This window comes from Burkholderiales bacterium (assembly GCA_036262035.1).
Lineage (GTDB): Bacteria > Pseudomonadota > Gammaproteobacteria > Burkholderiales > SG8-41 > JAQGMV01.
On sequence record DATAJS010000029.1, the window covers coordinates 37,116 to 55,950 of the forward strand.

An 18,835-nucleotide genomic window follows, 5' to 3' on the forward strand; every position below is an offset into this window, starting at 1 on the left:
GTCATTGCCGCCCGTCTCGCTTCCCTCCGTGTCCTCCGTGTTTCTCCGTGCCCTCCGTGTTGATGCTTTTAGCGCGCCAAGGCATCGTGCTGCGCGGCGACGAGCTCGCGGATGCCTTTATCCGCGAGCGCCATCATCGCGTTCATCTGCTCGCGCGTGAACGGCTCGCCTTCGGCCGTGCCCTGGACCTCGACGAGCCCGCCGCTGCCGGTCATCACCACGTTCATGTCGGTGCCGCACGCGGAGTCTTCGGCGTAATCGAGGTCGAGCACCGGCACGCCGTTATAGACGCCGACCGACACCGCGGCGATCGAATCGCGCACCGGTGACGCGCCGATGAGCTTGTTCTTCAGCAGGACACCGATCGCGTCCTGCAGCGCCACGAAAGCGCCGGTGATCGACGCGGTGCGCGTGCCGCCGTCGGCCTGGATGACGTCGCAGTCGAGGTGGATGGTGCGCGGCCCGAGGTGGTTGAGGTCGACAACCGCCCGCATCGAGCGTCCGATGAGCCGCTGGATCTCCTGGGTGCGTCCCGACTGCTTGCCGCGCGCGGCCTCGCGGTCGGTGCGCGTGTTCGTCGAGCGCGGCAGCATGCCGTATTCGGCGGTGACCCAGCCTTTGGCGGTGCCCTTCAGGTGCGGAGGTTGGCGTTCGAGCACGCTCGCGGTGCACAGCACCCGGGTGTCGCCGAACTCCACGAGCACCGAGCCTTCGGCGTGCCGCGTAAAGCCCCGCGTGATCCTGACGGGTCTCATCTGATCGGGCAGGCGTGCGCTGGGTCGCATGTAACTCCTTGGATATGCTATCTTTCGTGAGGGCCTGTATGGTAGCCGCTTTGCGCGGCCGCCGACAGGCGCCGCCGCCCTTCACCCTTCACCCTTCACGCATTCACGGCCGCCGATGATCTACAGCATGACCGGCTATGCGGTTGCATCGCGCGAGCTCGAGAACGCGGTGCTCAACCTCGAGCTGCGCAGCGTCAACCACCGCTATCTCGACATCCAGTTCAGGCTGCCCGACGAGCTGCGCGCCATCGAATCGACCTTGCGCGAGACGCTCACCGCGCGCCTGAACCGCGGCAAGATCGAGTGCCGGATCTCGTACACGCCGATTCCCGGCCGCAAGGGACTCGACGTCGATCACGATCTCCTGACACAGCTCGTCGCGCTGAACGCGCGGGTGCGCGAAGCGCTGCCCGACGCGCAGAGCCTGTCGGCCGCCGACGTTCTGCGCTGGCCGGGGATGCTCGGCGCCGAAAGCCTCGATATCGACGAGCTGCGCAAAGTGTGCCTGGCGCTGCTCGACCAGGTGCTGGAAGACTTCACCAACACCCGCGGCCGCGAAGGCGAGAAGCTCAAGGCGATCCTGCTCGAGCGCGCGAAAGCGGTCGAAGGGCGGCTCGCCGACGTCGCCCCCCGCATGCCGCAGGTGATCGCGGCGTTTCAGGAAAAGCTCGCGACGCGCCTCAAGGAAGCGCTGGCCAATGCCGATGAAGATCGTATCCGGCAGGAAGTCGTGCTCTTCGCCAACAAGATCGACGTCGACGAGGAGCTCACGCGCCTGACCACCCATATCGCCGAGCTGCGCCGCATCCTCGATAAAGGCGGCGCGGTCGGCAAGCGGCTCGATTTCCTGATGCAGGAGCTCAACCGCGAGGCGAACACGCTGGGGTCCAAAGCCGCGGACGTGACGGTGACTCAGGTTTCCATGGAGCTCAAGCTGCTCATCGAGCAGATGCGGGAGCAGATCCAGAACATCGAATGATCGGCGCGCTTTATATCGTCAGTGCGCCTTCGGGCGCCGGCAAGACCAGCCTCGTCTCGAACCTGCTCGGCACCGACCGGTTCGTGAAGAAGTCGGTGTCGTACACGACGCGCGGGATGCGGCCCGGCGAGGAGAACGGCGTGCACTACCACTTCGTCCCGCCCGAGGAATTCGCGGCGATGAAGGCGCGCGGGGAGTTCCTCGAGCACGCGCTGGTGCACGGCAACGAATACGGGACGTCGCGCCGGACGGTCGACCGCGAGTGCGAGGCGGGTTTCGACGTGCTGCTCGAGATCGACTGGCAGGGCGCGGCGGCGGTCCGCAAGGTCAAATCGGACGTGGTGTCGATCTTCGTGCTGCCGCCCTCGATCCGGACCCTCGAGGAGCGGCTGCGCCGCAGGGCCCAGGACAGCGACGAAATCATCGCCCGACGGGTCGCGGCCGCTCGCGGGGAAATCGCGCATGTATTTGAATTCGATTATGTTATTATCAACGACGACTTCGATCGCGCGGCGCAGGACCTGATCAGCATCGTCCGCGCGGAACGGCACCGGCTTCCCCGCCAGCGTGCCCGCCACGCCGACCTGATCAGCCGCCTGACCGCTACCTGAGCGACACCACCTGACCTTTTGAGGACTCTCGATGGCCCGCATTACCGTTGACGATTGCCTGAAGAACATCCCGAACCGTTTCGAAATGTCGCTCGCGGCGACCTACCGCGCGCGCCAGATCACCAACGGCGCCCAGCCGATGATGGAAGCCAACCGCGACAAGCCGACCGTGATCGCGCTGCGCGAGATGGCGGCGGGCAAATACGGCAGCGAAATCCTCAACAAGGCGCCCACGACGACGTAACGGATGCCCGAAGCTGCCGAGCTGTTCCGTGAATGGTCCGGGTATCTGAAGCCCGAGGACCTCACTCAGCTCGAATCGGCTTACCACTTCAGCAAGACTGCCCACGAAGGGCAGTTCCGCAACTCCGGCGAGCCGTACATCACCCACCCGCTCGCCGTCGCCGACATCCTCGCGCAATGGCACATGGACCCGCAGGCTTTGACTGCGGCGCTCCTGCACGACGTCACCGAGGACACCGAGGTCACCAAGACCGAGATCTCGCGCAACTTCGGCAGACCCGTCGCGGAATTGGTCGACGGCGTCTCCAAGCTCGACAAGATCGAGTTCGAGACGCAGGAGAAGGCGCAGGCCGAAAACTTCCGGAAGATGCTGCTGGCGATGGCGCGCGACGTGCGCGTCATCCTGATCAAGCTCGCCGACCGGCTGCACAACATGCGCACGCTCGACGCCGTGCCGCCCGAGAAGCGGCGGCGCGTCGCGCGCGAGACGATCGAGATCTACGCGCCCATCGCCAATCGGCTGGGCCTGAACGCGATCTACCAGGAGCTCGAAGACCTCTCGTTCAAGCACCTCTATCCCGACCGCCACCGCGTGCTCGCGAAAGCGGTCAAGGCCGCGCGCGGCAACCGCCGCGAGGTGGTGAGCAAGGTCGCCGACGCGCTCAGGAAGAAGCTCAAGGACAACAAGGTCGACGCCGCGGTGCACGGCCGCGAGAAGCACCTCTATTCGATCTACCGCAAGATGCGCGAGAAGCACCTCACTTTCGCGCAGGTGCTCGACGTCTTCGCCTTCCGCATCATCGTGAAGGACGTGGCTTCGTGCTATCTCGCCCTCGGCGCGCTGCACTCGCTCTACAAGCCGATACCGGGCAAGTTCAAGGACTACATCGCGATCCCCAAGGCGAACGGCTACCAGTCGCTGCACACCACGCTCTTCGGTCCTTTCGGCAGCCCGATCGAGATCCAGATCCGCACCCAGGAGATGCACAAGATCGCCGAGGCCGGCGTCGCGTCGCACTGGCTCTATCGCAGCTCGGATGCGTCGCTCTCGGAGCTCCAGCAGAAAACGCATCAATGGCTGCAAAGCCTGATCGAGATGCAGTCCGAATCGGGCGATTCGGTCGAGTTCCTCGAGCACCTCAAGGTCGATCTCTTCCCCGACGAAGTCTACGTCTTCACGCCCAAGGGCACGATCATGGCGCTGCCGCGCGGCGCGACCGCGGTCGATTTCGCGTATTCGGTGCACACCGACATCGGCAACCGCTGCGTCGCGGTGAAGATCAACCAGGAGCTCATGCCGCTGCGGACCGAGCTCAAGAACGGCGACCGCGTGGAGATCATCACCGCGGCGCACGCCAAGCCCAACCCGCTGTGGCTCAACTTCGTCGTCACCGCCAAGGCGCGCTCGCACATCCGGCACTTCGTGAAGACGCTGCACTTCCAGGAATCGGTGCAGCTTGGTGAGCGCTTACTCAACCAGGCGCTGCAGAGCTTCAAGTCGACCGTCGCCGAGATCAAGGGTCAGCAGTGGGAGAAGCTGCTGAAGGAATCGAGCGCGAAGTCGCGCGAGCACCTGCTCTCGGACATCGGCCTCGGCAAGCGGCTGTCGGCGGTCATCGCGCGGCAACTGCTGTCGCTCGGCAGCCTTTCCGCCAGCGAAGCGGCGATGCCCGGCACCGTGGTGATCCGCGGCTCCGAAGGCATGGCGGTGCAGTTCGCCAAGTGCTGCAAGCCGATCCCCGGCGATCCGATCATCGGCATCATCAGCAAAGGCCAGGGCATGGTGATCCACACCCACGACTGCCCGGTCATCGGCAAGAGCCGGCCCGATCCGGACCGGCTGCTCGACGTGCAGTGGGACCAGGAGACGAGAAAGTCCTTCGAGGTGTCGATCAAGCTCGTCGTCGCCAACCAGCGCGGCGTGCTCGCCAAGGTCGCGGCGGAAATCTCCAGCGCCGGCTCGAACATCCAGAACGTCGCGGTCGACCCCGACGACGGCGGAAGTTACACCACCATGCACTTCACGCTGCAGGTGAGTAATCGCTTGCACCTCGCGCAGATCATGCGGGCGCTGCGCGGGATACCCGAGGTCATCCGAATCTCCCGCGTGAAGTCCGGCTAACGCGAGACGTCATTCCCGCGCAGGCGGGAATCCATCTGGTCGTTCGGAAGCGTTTTGAAAATGGATTCCCGACACCCCCGCTGTCGCGGTTCGGGAATGACGAAACCTACCGGCTGCGGCAGGCGCTCGAGCCATCCTGCCAACCCATCGAATAATCGGTATCGGTCCTGAAGCGCTCGCCGTTGCGCCGCTTCGGCGTCGCGCACGCGTCGGCGTAACCCTGCTTGAAAGCGGAGGAGTAGCCGGTGAGGTTGTAGCGGGGCGCGGGAGCGCGGGACGTCGTGGTGGGAGCGCTGGTGCCCGTCGTCGTGGCGCTCGGTGCGGGGCTCGCCTTCGGCGGCGAGCTCGTATTCATCTCGGACAGCGTCTCGCAGCCGGCGAGACACAACAGAACGGCCGCGCAGGCGGCCGTTCTTGTTTCGAGCGTGCGGCGATCAGAGGCCGGTCGTCGCAGGCTGCGCTCCTTCGTCGTATACCGCTACCGGCATGCCCCAAAGCGAGCCGCGCTGCTCGATGTCGCGCACCGACTGGATCACGCCGCATTCGGCGCACTGGAAGACGGGCTTGGCCTCGTCGTCCACGCCGACCGCCGCGACCGCGGTACCGGTGCCGAGCATCGCGTTGGGCATGAAGCCGGTGATGGAGGCGATGCCGATGATGCTGAACACGATCACCGCGATCGCCGCGATGATCATCATCGGGTAGAGCAATCCCGGGCTGTTCCGAATCTGACCGATTTCCATGCTGTTTCCCGACCCGCAAGGTTCTGAGTTGCCGGTTTAGTAAGCACGGTCTATGCCAGATTCTTTTCGCAGTGGAATCAGCTGACTGCGGGCGGTTCTTTGTCGCCGCGGGGCAACATGTCAACGCGGTGTGAAGGGCGAAAAACGTGACTTGCGCCGCGCCCGTGGGGATTTCACCCTGTCGCGAATGCGCGACAGCGCGACACCCTCCGGCGACAATTCTTACTGCGGCTGTTGCTGCTTGCGCGCTTCCTTGAACAGCTTGGGATCGAGCTGGTGACGCTGGAGCAGCTTGTAGAACTCGGTCCGGTTGCGTTTGGCGAGCCGCGCCGCCTGGGTCACGTTGCCTTCGGTGATCCGCAGGATCTGCGCGAGATACTCGCGCTCGAACTTGCGCCGCGCGTCTTCGAACGACGCGAATTCGCTCTGCTGATGCTGGATCGCAGTCTGCACCAGCGTCGCCGGGATGAGCGGCGTGGTCGCGAGCGCCACGGCCTGCTCGACCACGTTGTAGAGCTGGCGCACGTTGCCCGGCCACGAGGCGGAGACCAGCGCCTCGATCGCCTCGGGCGCGAAGCCGCTGATGTTGCGGCTGTACTTCTCCGCGATCTGGCCGAGGAAGTGGTTCGCGAGCAGCGGGATGTCCTCGCGGCGCTCCGACAGCGAAGGCAGGTGCAGCGCCACGACGTTGAGCCGGTAATAGAGGTCGTCGCGGAAGTTCCCCGCCGCCATCTCCGCTTCGATGTTGCGGTGAGTCGCCGAGACCACCCGCACGTCGACCTCGAAGCTTTCGGTCGAGCCGACCGGCCGCACCGTGCGCTCCTGCAATACGCGCAGCAGCTTCACCTGCAGCGGCACCGGCATGTCGCCGATCTCGTCGAGGAAGAGCGTGCCCTTGTTCGCGGTCTGGAAGAGCCCTTTGTGGTCGCGCACCGCGCCGGTGAACGAGCCTTTGACGTGGCCGAAGAGCTCGGACTCGAGGAGCTGCTCGGGGATCGCGCCGCAGTTGATCGCGACGAAGGCCTGGGCGCGGCGGCGGCTCGCGTTGTGGATCGCGCGCGCCATCAGCTCCTTGCCGGTGCCGGATTCGCCGTAGATGAAGACCGAGGCGTCGCTGTCGGCGACGAGGCGCGCTTTCGACAGCACCTCCTCCATCGCCGGGTTGCGCGTGATGATTCCCTTGCGCCACGTCTCGTCGCCGCTGTCGGGCGCGCCTTCGGCGGGCGCGCGTCCGAGCGACAGCGCGCGCTCGATCTCGGTCAGCAGCGCTTTCGCCTCGAAAGGCTTGGTGAGATAGCCGAAGAGGCCGCTCTTCACCGCCGATACCGCGTCGGGAATCGTCCCGTGCGCGGTGAGGATGATCACCGGCAGCGCCGGGTTCTGGCTCTGGATCGACTGGAACAGCGCCATGCCGTCCATGCCGCTCATCCGCAGGTCGGTGACCACCACGCGCGGGCGCGCCACCGCGAGCTGCGCGAGCGCACGCTCCGCGGATTCGGCGGTCGTGACCGCGTAACCCGCGGCCGAGAGTCGGATCTGCATCAGGCGCAGGAGATCGGGGTCGTCGTCGACGACGAGAATGCTGGGACGGACTTGGGTGTTCATTCGGTCTTGTCGGTTATCGGCGGCGCGGGCCGGGCTCGCCGCGCTCGGTCAGCGCGCGCTCCAGTGTGCGCAGCGCGTCGAGCTTCTGCTGCAGGGCGTGCACGTTCTGCTGCAGGGTCTGATTACTTTGCTGCAGCCCTTGCACGTTCTGCTGCAGCCCTTGTGCCAGGACGGAGAGCCGTCGCTGCTCGTGGATATAGGCCGACAGCAGGAACGCCAGCGCGTGCAGCGACGCGGAAGGATTCTTCACCAGCGGGTCGAGCATCTCCAGCGCGCGCGTCTCGTCGCCGGCGCCCTGCACCGTCGCGATCATCGCGAGCCGCACGCGCGAAGCGTCGCTGCGGGTCTGGGTGAACGCGAGCCGCGCCGCGTCGAGCTCGCGCGCGAGCTCCGGCGCCGACATGCGGCGCATGCGCTCGAAGTCGGCGAGCAGCACGTCGACCTCGCTCGCGCGGGTATCGGGCCTGTCGGGAGGTCTGGGCCTGACGGTCGGCGGCTGCGGTTTGACCGTCGGCGGCGCGACCGCGACCTGCGCGGGCTCCTCGGGTGTCGTCGCCTCCGGCTCCTCCTGCGTGGTGACGCAGCCGCCGAATGCCAGCGCCACGACCGCCGCGAGCGAGAAGGCGTAGCGCCTCATCGCGCCGCCTCGGCTTCGCCCATCGACGCCTGCGCAGCCTGACCCGCGTCTTCGGGCGCGATCGGCAAGCGGATCCGGATGTGCGCGCCGGGTCCGTCGTCGACGATCTCGGCGCTGCCGCCGTGCATCTGCGCGTACTCGCGGACCACCGACAGCCCGATGCCGGTCCCCTTGACCAGCGCATCCGCCGCGTACTGGCCGCGATAGAAAGGTTCGAACACGAGGTTGCGCTCTTCTTCCCTGATTCCCGGACCCTGGTCCGCGACGTCGATCTCGACCATGCCGTCGACCTGCGCGGCGCGCACGAAGATGGTCCCGGCAATGGGTGAAAACTTGATCGCGTTGGAGAGTAGGTTGTCGAGCATGACCCGAAGCTTTTCGAAATCGGCGCTCAACGCGACATCCTGCACGTTGACGTTGAGCTTCAGGCGCTTGCTCCGAAGAGCGAGCTTCTGGTCGTCCGCCACCCTGTTGACCGCGCGCCGCAGGTCGACTCGTGCGAGGTCCAGCGTGCGCTTCTGCGACTGGCTTGCGCCGTAGGACAGAAGGTCTTCGATGAGCTTCTGCAATTCTATACTGTTGTGCCGAAGTATTTCGGCGATCTCGCGCTGCTCAGGCGTGAGCTTGCCCACGATCTCGTCCGACAGCAGCTCCGCCCCTTCCCGCAGCGCGGTCAGCGGCGTCTTGAGCTCGTGGGACATGTGCCTCAGGAACCGGTTCTTCTGCTGCTCGAGGTCGGCGAGCCTCAGCCGCATCCAGTCCAGGCGCTCCCCGAGGTGCTGCAGGTCTTCCGGACCGCCCACTTCCACCGCGACGCTGAAATCCGCCTGTCCCAGGCGCCGGATCGCTTCGTCGATCTGGCGGATGGGCCGGCCGATCAGGATCGTGAAGCCGACGACCAGGAAAATGACGACGGGAAACAACGCGACGAGCTGCCAGAGGGTGATGTCGTAGGCCTGGCGCGCGGTCGCGCGCATGTTCTCGACTTCGTGGTCGATGAGGGCATTGCTGCGGCGGTTGATCTCCTGGGCGCGGTCGCCGAGGGTGACGAAGGATTGCACCGCCTTCTGCAGCTCCTCGGGACGGGCATTGGGGTTCTGGAGCAGATCGTAGACGACGGCTTCCCCGTTCACGATCTCGCGCAAGCTCGTCCGCTGCTCGCTGTCGAAAGGCAGGTTGCGGAACTCCGCCGCGGTTGCGAGGAGCTGCTTCCTGTGCACGCGATAGGTGTCGAGCAGCGAGCGGTCGCCGAGGATCAGCATCTGGTGGGCGGCCCGCTCCATCGCGGGGATGAGCTCGGCGAGCTTGCGGCTGCTCTGCGTCGCCTGCACCGCCTGGTAGACCGCTTTCTGGCTCTGGTTGCCGAGCTGGTCGATCGAGATCGCGTTGTTGATGATCGCGATCATCAGCGGCAGCGCGATGAGCGCGAAGCCGACGACGAGCAGCTTGAAAAACGAGCGCGGATAGTAGAACCGCATCGGCCGCGATGCTCCCGGCTACAAAAAATACCGCAGACGCTCTCGCGTCTGCGGCCCCTGTTGCATCGATGATACCGCCCCTGTGCGGGAGCGTTGCTCCTAGGTCTGCTGTGCGAGCTCGCGGTTCTTCGTTTCGAGCGCCTTGATCAGGCCGTCGATGCCCGAGCGCTGGATCTCGGACGCGAACGAGCTGCGGTAATTGGTCACCAGAGAGAGGTTCTCGACGATGACGTCATACACCTTCCAGCCTTCGGGCCCCTTCTGCATGCGATAGTCGACCGGGATCGGCTGGCGGCTGCCGGTTTTCACGATCGTGCGCACGATGGTGTCGTTGCCTTTCGCGTCCGACGGCTTGACCTCGACCGATTCGTTGCCGAGCGCAGCGACGTTGAGCGACGCGGTGTAGGTGTTCACGAGCAGAGTGCGGAAGTTGTCCGTGAGCGCTTTCTGCTGCGCGGCAGAGGCTTCGCGCCAGTAGCGTCCGACCGCGAGCTGGGTCATCGCCCGGAAATCGAAATGCGGGAGCACTTTCTGCTCTGCGGCCTGGCGCAGCGCACGCTTGTCCTTGGTCGTGCGGATGACCGAAATCACCTCGTCCGACACGCTCTTCACGAGCGCGTCGGGGGACGTTTCGGCGGCGTGCGCGTTCATCCCGACGGTGATGAAGGCGGCACAGAATAAGGCGATCAATCGTTTCACGTGTTTCTCCCGATAATGGGACGGCGCCTGAAGCGAGCGTCCGGATGCGGCACCGCGGCGCGGAGCCGTCGGGGCCATAACGCGCGAGCGCGGTCTTCGTTGTCGCACTGCACGCCTGAGTGTAGATACGGCGGCGGCGGCGTTGGTTCCGGACGATAGAGCAACCGGCATGCCGGCACGCTGCGCTGCCGCAAGACTGTTTGCGGCCGTACGCTAAGATTCTGCGCCGATTCTCTTTCGAAAGCCTGCCGCATGAAACTGATGCGTTACAGCCGTCGCCACGAGCCCTCGGCCCTGTCGAGGCTCGGCGTGCTCGTCGGGCACAACCTCGTCGCGGACCTGCGTGCAGGGTACGCGCTCTACCTCGTCGACGAAGCCGGCCATCCCAAGGGACGCGAGCTCGCCCAGCTGTACATGCCCGCCTACATTACCCAGTTCCTGCACGGCGGCGAGGCGGCGTGGCGGGCGCTGGGCGACGCGTATTCGTATCTGGCCGGGCTGGTCGAAACCGCGCCCGATGCAGCCGGGTTGGGCGGCGAGCAGCTTTTCATGCCCCTCGCGGAGTGCCGTCTCTACGCACCGGTGCGACCGTCCAAGCTGATCACGGTGGGCCACAACTACCCGGGCTACGCACGCGCGACGCCGCGCGTCGCGGGAGAGCTGCCGGCGGCGTTCGCCAAGACGCTGTCGTCGGTGACCGGTCCCGAGCGCGACATCGTGAAACCGCGCGCATGCCGCGAGCTCGATTTCGAGACCGAGCTCGCGGTGGTGATCGGCAAACGGTGCAAGAACGTAAGCGAAGACGAGGCTTACGGCGTGGTCGCGGGCTACACGATCCTCAACGACGTGACCGCGCGCGACATCGCCGCCCGCGAGCGCCAGGGCGGCAGCGTGCTGCTGGGCAAGACGTTCGACACCTTCGCGCCGATGGGACCATGGCTGGTCACGCGCGAGGCGATCCCCGATCCCATGCATCTGCGCATCCAGACGCGCGTGAACGGCGAAGCGCGCCAGGACGGCAACACGCACCAGATGATCCACTCGATACCGAAGCTCGTCTCCTACATCTCGCAGATCACGCTCGCCCCCGGCGACATCATCGCCACCGGCTCCCCGGGCGGCGGCGGACTGTCGAACCCGGACTGGATGCTCAAGGCGGGGGACGTGGTGGAGTGCGAGATCGAAGGGATCGGGATCCTGCGCAACGGCGTCGTCGACGAGCCTGAGGTTTGAAGGGGCAAAAGCTTATTGACCGCAAAGGACGCAAAGGACGCAAAGGTTTACAGCGGTCGGTGTTCTCTTGAGCACGATGCTTTGCGGCACCCGCTCCCGTACCGCCTTGGTTTCCTTTGCGTCCTTTGCGTCCTTTGCGGCTAATTTGCTTTTCAACCGAGCGGGGCGATCTTCAGGTCTGTCGCCAGCTGCGAAAGGCTGGAGAGAAGCGCATCGGGCATCGGCACCCCGTTCTTGAGGTTGTCCTCGCGCTTGGCGTGACTCTGCTCGCCCGGCAGCCAGATGCGCTCCACCCCGGGTAGGCGCTTGGATGCGCGCAGGTCGCGCACCAGCGCGTCGACATTCCTCTTGAATTCCTGCACGTCGCCGAACTTATCGATCGAGATCGCCACGATCGCGTGGCCGGTGTTGGTCTTTGTTACGTCGTCGGCGTTGAAATCGACCACGTCCTTGCCCATCGCGGCGCGGTTGAGCGTCCCTGCGAGCAGACCGATGATGAGCGCGAGGCCGTAACCCTTGTAATCGCCGATGGGCAGCAGGAAGCCTTCGCTGGCGCGCTTCGGATCGGTGAGCGGCCTGCCTTCACGGTCCATCATCCAGCCGACCGGCATCTGCTCGCCGCGCTGCGCCTTGGTCTTGACCTTGCCGTAGGCCGCGACCGTCGTCGCCATGTCGAGCACGATCGGCGCTTCCTCCCCCGCCGGAACCCCGACCGCCAGCGGGTTGGTCGACAGCAGCATGTCGAGCCCGCCCCACGGCGGCAGGTGGTTCGCGCTGCCCACCGCGAGATAGAGCCCGATCATGTCGTGCGCCATCGGCATCGCGGCGTAGAGCGACGCGGGACCCGCGTGGTTGCTCCACTGCGCACCGACCCACGCGACGCCCGCGGTCTTCGCCTTTTCGATCGCGATCTCGGCGGCGCGCTTCATCACGAGATGGCCCATGCCGTTGTCGCCGTTGACGAGCGCCATCGCCGCTGCTTCGCGCTCGACGCGGATGTTCGGCTTGACGTTGACCGCGCCGCCCTTGATACGGCGGATGTACTGCGGCAGCCTGAAGATGCCGTGACCTTCCGAGCCGTTCACGTCCGCGCGCGCCATCAGCTCCGCGATCGTCTTCGCGTCGGCCGCGGGCACGTCGACCGCTTCGAACGCTCGCGCGATGAATGCCTCGAGCGCTGCCGCTTTGATTCTCTGTGCTTCTGCCATCGACCTGCCTTTCGTTCGTTCCCTAATCGATCTTGACGTTGTTGTCCGCAATGATCTTCTTCCACCGGTCCGCCTCCGAGCGCACGAATCCCGCGAACTCCTCGGGCGACGCCGAGAGGCTCACCGGCAGGTTGCGCTTGGCGAGCGTGCCGTCCGCGTCGAGCTCTTTCATCGCCGCGACGGTGTCGGCGTGAAGCTTGGCGACGACGGGCTTGGCCGTCCTGACCGGCGCGAAGAGCCCGTTCCAGTTCAGGCTGCCGATGCCGGGAAAACCGGCTTCGGCCATCGTCGGCACCTCGGGCAGATCGGCGAGCCGCTGCTCGGCCGTCACCGCGAACGCCTTGATGCGGCCGTCTTTCACCGCGCCGATGTTGGAAGCCACGTTGGACTCGGTGATGTGGATGTCACCGCGCAGCATCGCGGTCAGCGTCTCGCCCGCGCCTTTGGACGGAAGGTGCACCATCTTCACGCCCGCCGCCCCGGTGAGCGCGAGCATGTCGAGGTGCGAGTACGAGCCGAGCGGCGCCTGGAAGTTGAGCTGGCCGGGGCGCTCCTTCGCGTAGGCGAGCGCTTCCTTGAGCGTCTTCGCCGGAAGCTTGGGGCTGCCGAGGATGAAGTTGGGGATCGCGACGAGCTTGGTGACCGGCGCGAGGTCGCGCAACGCGTCGACCTTGATGCGCTTCGCGAAGAGATAGGGATTGATCGAGTTGGTCGAGATGTTGCCGACGAGCAGCGTGTAACCGTCGGACTGCGCCTGCGCCACGAGCTCGACCGCGATGTTGCCCGCGGCGCCGCTGCGGTTGTCGATGACGATCTGCTGGCCGAGACGCTTCGAGAGATTCGGCTCCAGCACGCGCGCGATGATGTCGGTCGCGCCGCCCGGCGCGAACGGGATCAGCACGCGGATCGGTTTGACGGGATACGAGAGCTCGGCGGATTGCGCCGCATGGACAGCGGATGCGGCGAGCGAGAGCGCGCAGGCAAGCACGACCTTCTTCATCTTCCTCCTCCGTTGTTATGAAGCGCGTGCGTGTTCTTCGATCTCTACCAGCGCTCCCAGAAAATCCTGCGGATGCACGAACGCGATGCGCTCGCCGTGCACGTTCTTCTGCGGCCTCCCGTCGCCGAGCACCCGCGCACCTCTTTCCGCGAGCGACGCGGCCGTGGCGTCGACGCTGTCGACCGCGAGGCAGAAATGATGGATGCCGCCTTTGGGGTTCTTCTCGAGGAACTTCGCGATCGGCGAGTCCGCGCGCGACGGCTCCATGAGCTCGATCTTCGCGTTGCCGAGATCGATGTACGCGAGCCGCACGCCTTGCTGCGCGTTCACCGCGATGTCTCCGATCTCGAGGCCGTAAGTCGCCTTGATGCGATCGGCGGCGCTGTCGAGATCGGGGACGACGATCGAGACGTGGCTGAGCCCGGTGATCATATGACCCTCGCCGCCCGCAGCTCGTCGATTCGCGCATCGGACAGGTTCAGCAGGTCGCGCAGCACCTGCCCGGTATGCTGCCCCAGCGTCGGCGGCGCGCGCCGCACGGAAGGCGGCGTATCGCTGAAGCGGAAGGGAATGCCGAGCGTCTTCACTTCGCCCGCGGTGGGATGCTGCACCGTGCGCACCATCTCGCGCGCGATCGTATGGGGATCGGACAACGCCTGCGCCACCGAGTTGATGCGGCCGCACGGAATGCCCGCGGCAGTCAGCCGCTCGATCCACGCGTCCGCGCTCGCGGTGCGCAGTTGCTCCGAGATCGCGGCGTCGAGCGCTTCGCGATTCGCGACGCGGTCGGGATTCTTCGCGTAACACGGGTCGCTCGCCCACTCGGTCCTGCCGAGCAGCGCAGCGAACTTCGCGAACTGTCCGTCGTTGCCGACCGCGACCGCGATCATGCCGTCGCTCACCGGGTACGCCGTATAGGGAACGATGTTCGGATGGCCGTTGCCGAAGCGCCTCGCGTCACGGCCGGACACGAGGTGATTGGACGCGACGTTCGCGAGCATCGCGAGGCTCGAATCGAAGAGCGAGACTTCGACGTGCTGGCCCCTGCCCGTGGTGTGGCGCGCCTGCAGCGCCGCGAGCACGCTGTTGCACGCGAGCATGCCGGTGACGATGTCGACGATCGCGACGCCGTATTTCATCGGCTCGCCCTGCGGGTCGCCGCAGATGCTCATCAGCCCCGATTCGGCCTGGAGGATGAAGTCGTAGCCGGGCAGTCCGGCTTTGGGTCCGGTCGATCCGTAGCCGGTGATCGAGCAGCGGATGACGCGCGGCGCGTTCTTCTCGAGCCAGTCGTTGCCGAAACCCCATTTCTCCAGCGTGCCGACCTTGAAGTTCTCGACGAGCACGTCCGCTTGTGCGATGAGCCTGGCCAGGATCTCCTGTCCCGGCTTCACCGCCATGTTGAGCGTGATCGAGCGCTTGTTGCGGTTGATGCCGAGGAAATACGCCGACTCCGTGTCCACGAACGGCGGGCCCCACGTGCGCGTGTCGTCGCCGCTGCCCGGCGGCTCGACCTTGATGACGTCGGCGCCCATGTCGCCGAGCATCATCGTGCAGAGCGGCCCCGCGAGGATGCGCGTGAGGTCGAGGACGCGCAAGGAGTCGAGCGCGCCGCGCGGCTGCGCGGCGCTGCCGTTCGTACCGCTCACCGCCTGGCGGACTTCTTGCCGGACTTGGCCGCCTTGGCCGCGACGGTCTTCCTGACCGGCTTGACACTCACCGTCTGCTGGCCCTTGCCGCCCCGCATCGACGGCGGCTCGTTCTCGTCGTTGTGATAGCCCTCCATGTATTCCTCGAGCTCCTTCTTGTCGCGCATGCGGAACTGCTGGAAGTCCGGCTTGCGGCCTTCGAGGAACGCGTTCATGCCTTCCTTCGCCTCGGGCGAGCCCCACACGTGCGCGAGGAGCTCCATGCCGTGCTGCCACGACGAATAGAGATTGTCCGACTCGAAGTTGAGCGACTTCTTGGTCATGCGCAGCGTGAGCGCGCTGTGGCCTTTCATCGTCTCGCACCACTTCAGCGTCTCTTCCAGGAGCTTGTCCTGCGGCACGCACTTGTTGATGAGGCCGACCTCCACGGCTTCCTTCGCGGGGAAGCGGCGCGCGCAGAAGATCATCTCGCGCGCGAGGCGCTCGCCGATGATGCGCGGCAGGTACTGCGTCGCGCCGACGGTCGGACACGCGCCGACCTTCGCGCCGGTCTGCCCGAGGATCGCGTTCTCCGATGCGATGACGAGGTCGCACCACAGCGCGAGCTCGTGGCCCCCGCCCATGCACCAGCCGTTGACCATCGCGATGACCGGGATCGGCAGGCCGCGGATCGTCATCGCCAGACCGAGCATGCGGTCGTTCCACATGTAGCCGTTGGTGAAGTTCAGACGCTTCATCGCGTAGAAGTCGCCGCCGGCGGAGAACGCCTTGTCGCCCGCGCCGGTGATCACCGCGCACACGATCGACGGGTCTTCGCGCGTCGACTTCAGCGCGTCGATCATCTCGTCGAGCGACTGCTCGCGGAAGCAGTTCAGCACCCGCGGACGATTGATCGTGATCCACGCGACCTGGTCTTTCACTTCGAACAGGATGTCGCGGTACTTGCCCTTGGCGGGCCTGGTCTTTGCGGCAGGCATGGCTGTTCCTCGTTCCTTCGGTGTTTTATTAATGAAATCAGGGAGGCGTTCGAGTTTAGAATAAATGCAAACACCCCGCAGCACCCCCAGGAGGAGCATGCGATTCACCGCCATCGCGGCCGCGCTGTTCTGCGTCGCCGCCGCATCGACTGACGCCCAGACGTATCCGACCAAACCGGTGCGCATCATCATCCCGTTCGCGCCGGGCGGTCCCACCGACACGCAGGCGCGCTGGGCGGCGCAGCAGCTCAACGCCGCGCTCGGCCAGCCGTTCATCGCGGACAATCGCGCCGGCGCCGGCGGCGTGCCGGGCACCGAAGCGGCGGTCAAGAGCGCACCCGACGGCTACACGCTGCTCGCCGGCAATCCCGGCCCGCTGGTGATCGCGCCGACGGTGAAGGCGCACCTGCCGTACGACACGCTGCGCGATCTCCAGCCGATCGTGCTCATCGCCAAGAGCCCGAGCTGCATCTGCGTGCATCCCAGCCTCCCCGTGAAAGGCGTCAAGGACTTCGTCGCCCTCGCCAAGTCGCGCCCCGGCCGCATCAACTACGGTACGCCCGGGGTGGGCACCGTCGGACACCTCGCCACCGAATCGTTCGCGACCGCGGCGGGCATCAAGATGAATCACGTGCCGTACAAGGGCGCGGCGCAGTTCACCGTCGACCTCATCGCCGGCAACATCGAGCTCGCGCAGATACAGCTCGCCGGATCGGCGCCGCTCGCGAAAGAAGGCAAGGTGCGCTGCCTCGGCGTCACCGCCATCCAGCGCTCGCCGCTGCTGCCCGATACGCCGACGATCGCGGAGCAGGGACTCAAGGGTTTCCAGAGCTACAACTGGAACGGGCTCCTCGCGCCGGTCGCCACACCCAAGCCGATCATCGCGCGCATCCACGAGGTGATCGGCAACGCATTGAAGACCCCCGAAGCTCAAAAGCTCTACACCAGCCAGGGGCACGAGGTGAGCGGCATCGGCCCCGAGGAATACGCCGCCTTCATCAAAGCCGAAACCGAGAAGTGGGCGGACGTCGCGCAGCGCGCCGGAATTCCGAAGCAATAGGAGACGACGAGATGGCCAAAGACGATACGTATTTCATGTACTTCCCCGGCAACTATCGCTGGTCTGCCGCGTTCATCAACATGCTCGGCTCGGCGCCGTACGGCGGCTCCGAGATCGGCGAGCTGCACAAGATCGGCCAGCTCCTCAAAGGCAAGGGGGCGGAAGACGACGAGGCATGGTTCGACGCGTGCGCAAAAGTCGCCGACGGCGTGCGCGACCACGCCCGCAAGTTCGAGGACAAGGGCCACCGGGTTTCGGCCGCGGCGGCCTACCTGCGCGCGTGCAACTACTACCAGATGGCCGAGCGCTTCCGCACGCCGAAGGACGCTAAAGCGCTGGAGATCTACAAGCGCGGCGTCGATTGCTTCCAGTCGCACGCGAAGCTGAGCGACGTGACGATCGAAGTTGTCGAAGTGCCTTTCGAAGGCGGCAGCCTGCCCGGCTATTTCGTGCACGCGCAGAACACCGATGCCAAGAAAGCGCCCTGCGTGGTGTTCTTCGACGGTCTCGACGTGACGAAGGAGATCCAGTACGTGCGCGGCGTGCCCGACCTCATCAAGCGCGGCATCTCGTGCCTCGTGATGGACGGTCCCGGCACCGGTGAAGCGATCCGCTTCCGCAACCATTACCTGCGCCACGACTACGAGGTCGCGGGCAGCGCGTGCATGGACTGGCTGGAGAAGCGCGACGACGTCGACCCCAAGCGCGTCGGCGTGGTCGCGATCAGCCTCGGCGGCTACTACTCGCCGCGCATGGCCTCGATGGAGCCGCGGTTCGCCGCGTGCGTAGCGTGGGGCGCGATCTGGGATTACTACGCGACGTGGAAGAAGCGCATCGACGCGAAGTTCCGCACGTCCATGTCGGTGCCCGGACACCACATCACGTGGATCCTCGGCGTCGACACCCTCGAGGACGCGTTGAAGCGCCTCGAGCCGTTCCGCCTCGACGGCGTGGTTCAGAAGATGCGCTGCCCGTTCCTGTGCGTGCACGGCGCCGAAGACGAGCAGGTCCCGCTCGCCGACGCGCAAGCGCTCTACAACGCCGTCGGCTCGCAGGACAAGACGCTGCGCGTCTTCACCGCCGAAGAAGGCGGCGCGCAACACTGCCAGCGCGACTATCTGACGCTGGTGACGGCGACGATGTGGGATTGGTTCGAGGAAAAGCTCAAGGCGTGAACGGGTGTACGGGTAAAGGCAAACCGGCACCTGTTCACTCGTTCACCCGTTCACGCAGTACAGCCGCAACCGCCGTAGGTGCCCGCATGACCAAATCCGAAGTGCGAGACGGCATGAGAGTCGACTTCGACGTCCCCATCGCAATGGACGACGGCCTCGTCCTGCGCGCCGACGTCTATCGCCCGGTTGCCGAAGGCAGGTATCCCGCGCTCGTGAGCTACGGTCCGTACGGCAAGGGCCTCGCGTTCCAGGACGGCTACAAGACCGCCTGGGAGATCATGGCGAAGCAGTTCCCCGACGCGGTCGCCCATACCTCCAATCGGTATCAGAGCTGGGAAGTCGTCGACCCGGAGAAGTGGGTGCCGGACGGCTACGTCTGCGTGCGGGTCGATTCGCGCGGCGCCGGGCGCTCGCCGGGTTATCTCGACCACAACAACGCGCGTGAGAACCGCGACTTTCACGACTGCATCGAATGGGTCGCGCGACAACCGTGGTGCACCGGCAAGGTCGGACTGAACGGTATCTCGTATTACGCGGCGAGCCAGTGGCGCGCGGCGGCGTTGCAGCCGCCGCATCTCGCCGCGATCTGCGTGTGAGAAGGCTGGGCCGATTACTACCGCGACGGCGCGCG

General features: G+C 65.8%; 20 protein-coding genes. 8 read left to right on the plus strand and 12 right to left on the minus strand.

What is annotated here, in order from left to right; genetic code table 11:
• Positions 1-68 precede the first annotated feature (68 nt).
• Positions 69-785, minus strand: a complete 717-nt coding sequence (gene rph, locus VHP37_28195) for a ribonuclease PH (protein ID HEX2830253.1) — start codon at positions 783-785, stop codon at positions 69-71.
• A gap of 115 nt (positions 786-900) precedes the next feature.
• Here rph and VHP37_28200 point away from each other — a divergent pair, with 115 nt between their 5' ends.
• From VHP37_28200 to VHP37_28215, 4 genes are read left to right on the plus strand one after another with little or no spacing between them, the layout of a single operon-like run.
• Positions 901-1,764: a YicC/YloC family endoribonuclease gene (locus VHP37_28200; GenBank protein HEX2830254.1), complete on the plus strand. Its 864-nt coding sequence runs from the start codon at positions 901-903 to the stop codon at positions 1,762-1,764.
• Positions 1,761-2,375: a guanylate kinase gene (gene gmk, locus VHP37_28205; protein ID HEX2830255.1), complete on the plus strand. Its 615-nt coding sequence runs from the start codon at positions 1,761-1,763 to the stop codon at positions 2,373-2,375. Before VHP37_28200 ends, gmk begins: the two co-directional genes overlap by 4 nt.
• A 31-nt stretch (positions 2,376-2,406) precedes the next feature.
• Complete coding sequence (rpoZ, locus tag VHP37_28210; GenBank protein HEX2830256.1) at positions 2,407-2,619, plus strand: DNA-directed RNA polymerase subunit omega; 213 nt, start codon at positions 2,407-2,409, stop codon at positions 2,617-2,619.
• A 3-nt stretch (positions 2,620-2,622) separates the two neighbouring features.
• Positions 2,623-4,740 carry a bifunctional (p)ppGpp synthetase/guanosine-3',5'-bis(diphosphate) 3'-pyrophosphohydrolase gene (locus VHP37_28215; protein HEX2830257.1) on the plus strand — a complete coding sequence of 706 codons (2,118 nt, stop codon included), beginning with the start codon at positions 2,623-2,625 and terminating at the stop codon, positions 4,738-4,740.
• Between the two features lie 106 nt (positions 4,741-4,846).
• On the opposite strand, the gene VHP37_28220 is transcribed toward VHP37_28215, so the two are convergent.
• The 6 genes from VHP37_28220 to VHP37_28245 form a co-directional block, all read right to left on the minus strand.
• Complete coding sequence (locus VHP37_28220; protein ID HEX2830258.1) at positions 4,847-5,095, minus strand: hypothetical protein; 249 nt, start codon at positions 5,093-5,095, stop codon at positions 4,847-4,849.
• Between the two features lie 79 nt (positions 5,096-5,174).
• Entirely contained in the window at positions 5,175-5,483 is a 309-nt protein-coding gene (locus VHP37_28225) for a hypothetical protein (GenBank protein ID HEX2830259.1), read from the minus strand.
• 222 nt (positions 5,484-5,705) lie between these two features.
• Positions 5,706-7,088 (minus strand): sigma 54-interacting transcriptional regulator, encoded by a 1,383-nt coding sequence (locus VHP37_28230; protein HEX2830260.1) that lies wholly within the window; start codon positions 7,086-7,088, stop codon positions 5,706-5,708.
• Between the two features lie 13 nt (positions 7,089-7,101).
• A complete protein-coding gene (locus tag VHP37_28235) occupies positions 7,102-7,725 on the minus strand; it encodes a hypothetical protein (GenBank protein ID HEX2830261.1) in 624 nt (207 codons plus the stop codon).
• Complete coding sequence (locus tag VHP37_28240; GenBank protein HEX2830262.1) at positions 7,722-9,203, minus strand: ATP-binding protein; 1,482 nt, start codon at positions 9,201-9,203, stop codon at positions 7,722-7,724. The genes VHP37_28235 and VHP37_28240 overlap by 4 nt, the downstream gene beginning before the upstream one ends.
• Before the next feature lie 99 nt (positions 9,204-9,302).
• Positions 9,303-9,902, minus strand: coding sequence for an ABC transporter substrate-binding protein (locus VHP37_28245; protein HEX2830263.1), 600 nt, complete (start codon positions 9,900-9,902; stop codon positions 9,303-9,305).
• A gap of 252 nt (positions 9,903-10,154) precedes the next feature.
• Here VHP37_28245 and VHP37_28250 point away from each other — a divergent pair, with 252 nt between their 5' ends.
• Positions 10,155-11,135 carry a fumarylacetoacetate hydrolase family protein gene (locus tag VHP37_28250; protein HEX2830264.1) on the plus strand — a complete coding sequence of 327 codons (981 nt, stop codon included), beginning with the start codon at positions 10,155-10,157 and terminating at the stop codon, positions 11,133-11,135.
• Between the two features lie 152 nt (positions 11,136-11,287).
• On the opposite strand, the gene VHP37_28255 is transcribed toward VHP37_28250, so the two are convergent.
• The 5 genes from VHP37_28255 to VHP37_28275 are packed head-to-tail and all read right to left on the minus strand — an operon-like array spanning position 11,288 to position 15,969.
• Positions 11,288-12,343, minus strand: a complete 1,056-nt coding sequence (locus tag VHP37_28255; protein HEX2830265.1) for an Ldh family oxidoreductase — start codon at positions 12,341-12,343, stop codon at positions 11,288-11,290.
• Positions 12,344-12,365: 22 nt separating this feature from the next.
• Positions 12,366-13,343 carry a tripartite tricarboxylate transporter substrate-binding protein gene (locus VHP37_28260; protein HEX2830266.1) on the minus strand — a complete coding sequence of 326 codons (978 nt, stop codon included), beginning with the start codon at positions 13,341-13,343 and terminating at the stop codon, positions 12,366-12,368.
• Positions 13,344-13,358: 15 nt separating this feature from the next.
• Entirely contained in the window at positions 13,359-13,775 is a 417-nt protein-coding gene (gene mce / locus VHP37_28265) for a methylmalonyl-CoA epimerase (GenBank protein HEX2830267.1), read from the minus strand.
• Entirely contained in the window at positions 13,772-14,992 is a 1,221-nt protein-coding gene (locus VHP37_28270) for a CoA transferase (protein HEX2830268.1), read from the minus strand. The genes mce and VHP37_28270 overlap by 4 nt, the downstream gene beginning before the upstream one ends.
• A complete protein-coding gene (locus VHP37_28275) occupies positions 14,989-15,969 on the minus strand; it encodes an enoyl-CoA hydratase-related protein (GenBank protein HEX2830269.1) in 981 nt (326 codons plus the stop codon). Before VHP37_28275 ends, VHP37_28270 begins: the two co-directional genes overlap by 4 nt.
• Positions 15,970-16,066: 97 nt before the next feature.
• On the opposite strand from VHP37_28275, the gene VHP37_28280 reads away from it, so the two are divergent.
• The 3 genes from VHP37_28280 to VHP37_28290 all read left to right on the plus strand — a co-directional run bounded on the left by VHP37_28280 (position 16,067) and on the right by VHP37_28290 (position 18,800).
• Complete coding sequence (locus VHP37_28280; protein ID HEX2830270.1) at positions 16,067-17,029, plus strand: tripartite tricarboxylate transporter substrate binding protein; 963 nt, start codon at positions 16,067-16,069, stop codon at positions 17,027-17,029.
• 11 nt (positions 17,030-17,040) lie between these two features.
• Positions 17,041-18,204 (plus strand): alpha/beta hydrolase, encoded by a 1,164-nt coding sequence (locus VHP37_28285; GenBank protein HEX2830271.1) that lies wholly within the window; start codon positions 17,041-17,043, stop codon positions 18,202-18,204.
• Positions 18,205-18,290: 86 nt separating this feature from the next.
• Entirely contained in the window at positions 18,291-18,800 is a 510-nt protein-coding gene (locus VHP37_28290; protein HEX2830272.1) for a CocE/NonD family hydrolase, read from the plus strand.
• Positions 18,801-18,835 lie beyond the last annotated feature (35 nt).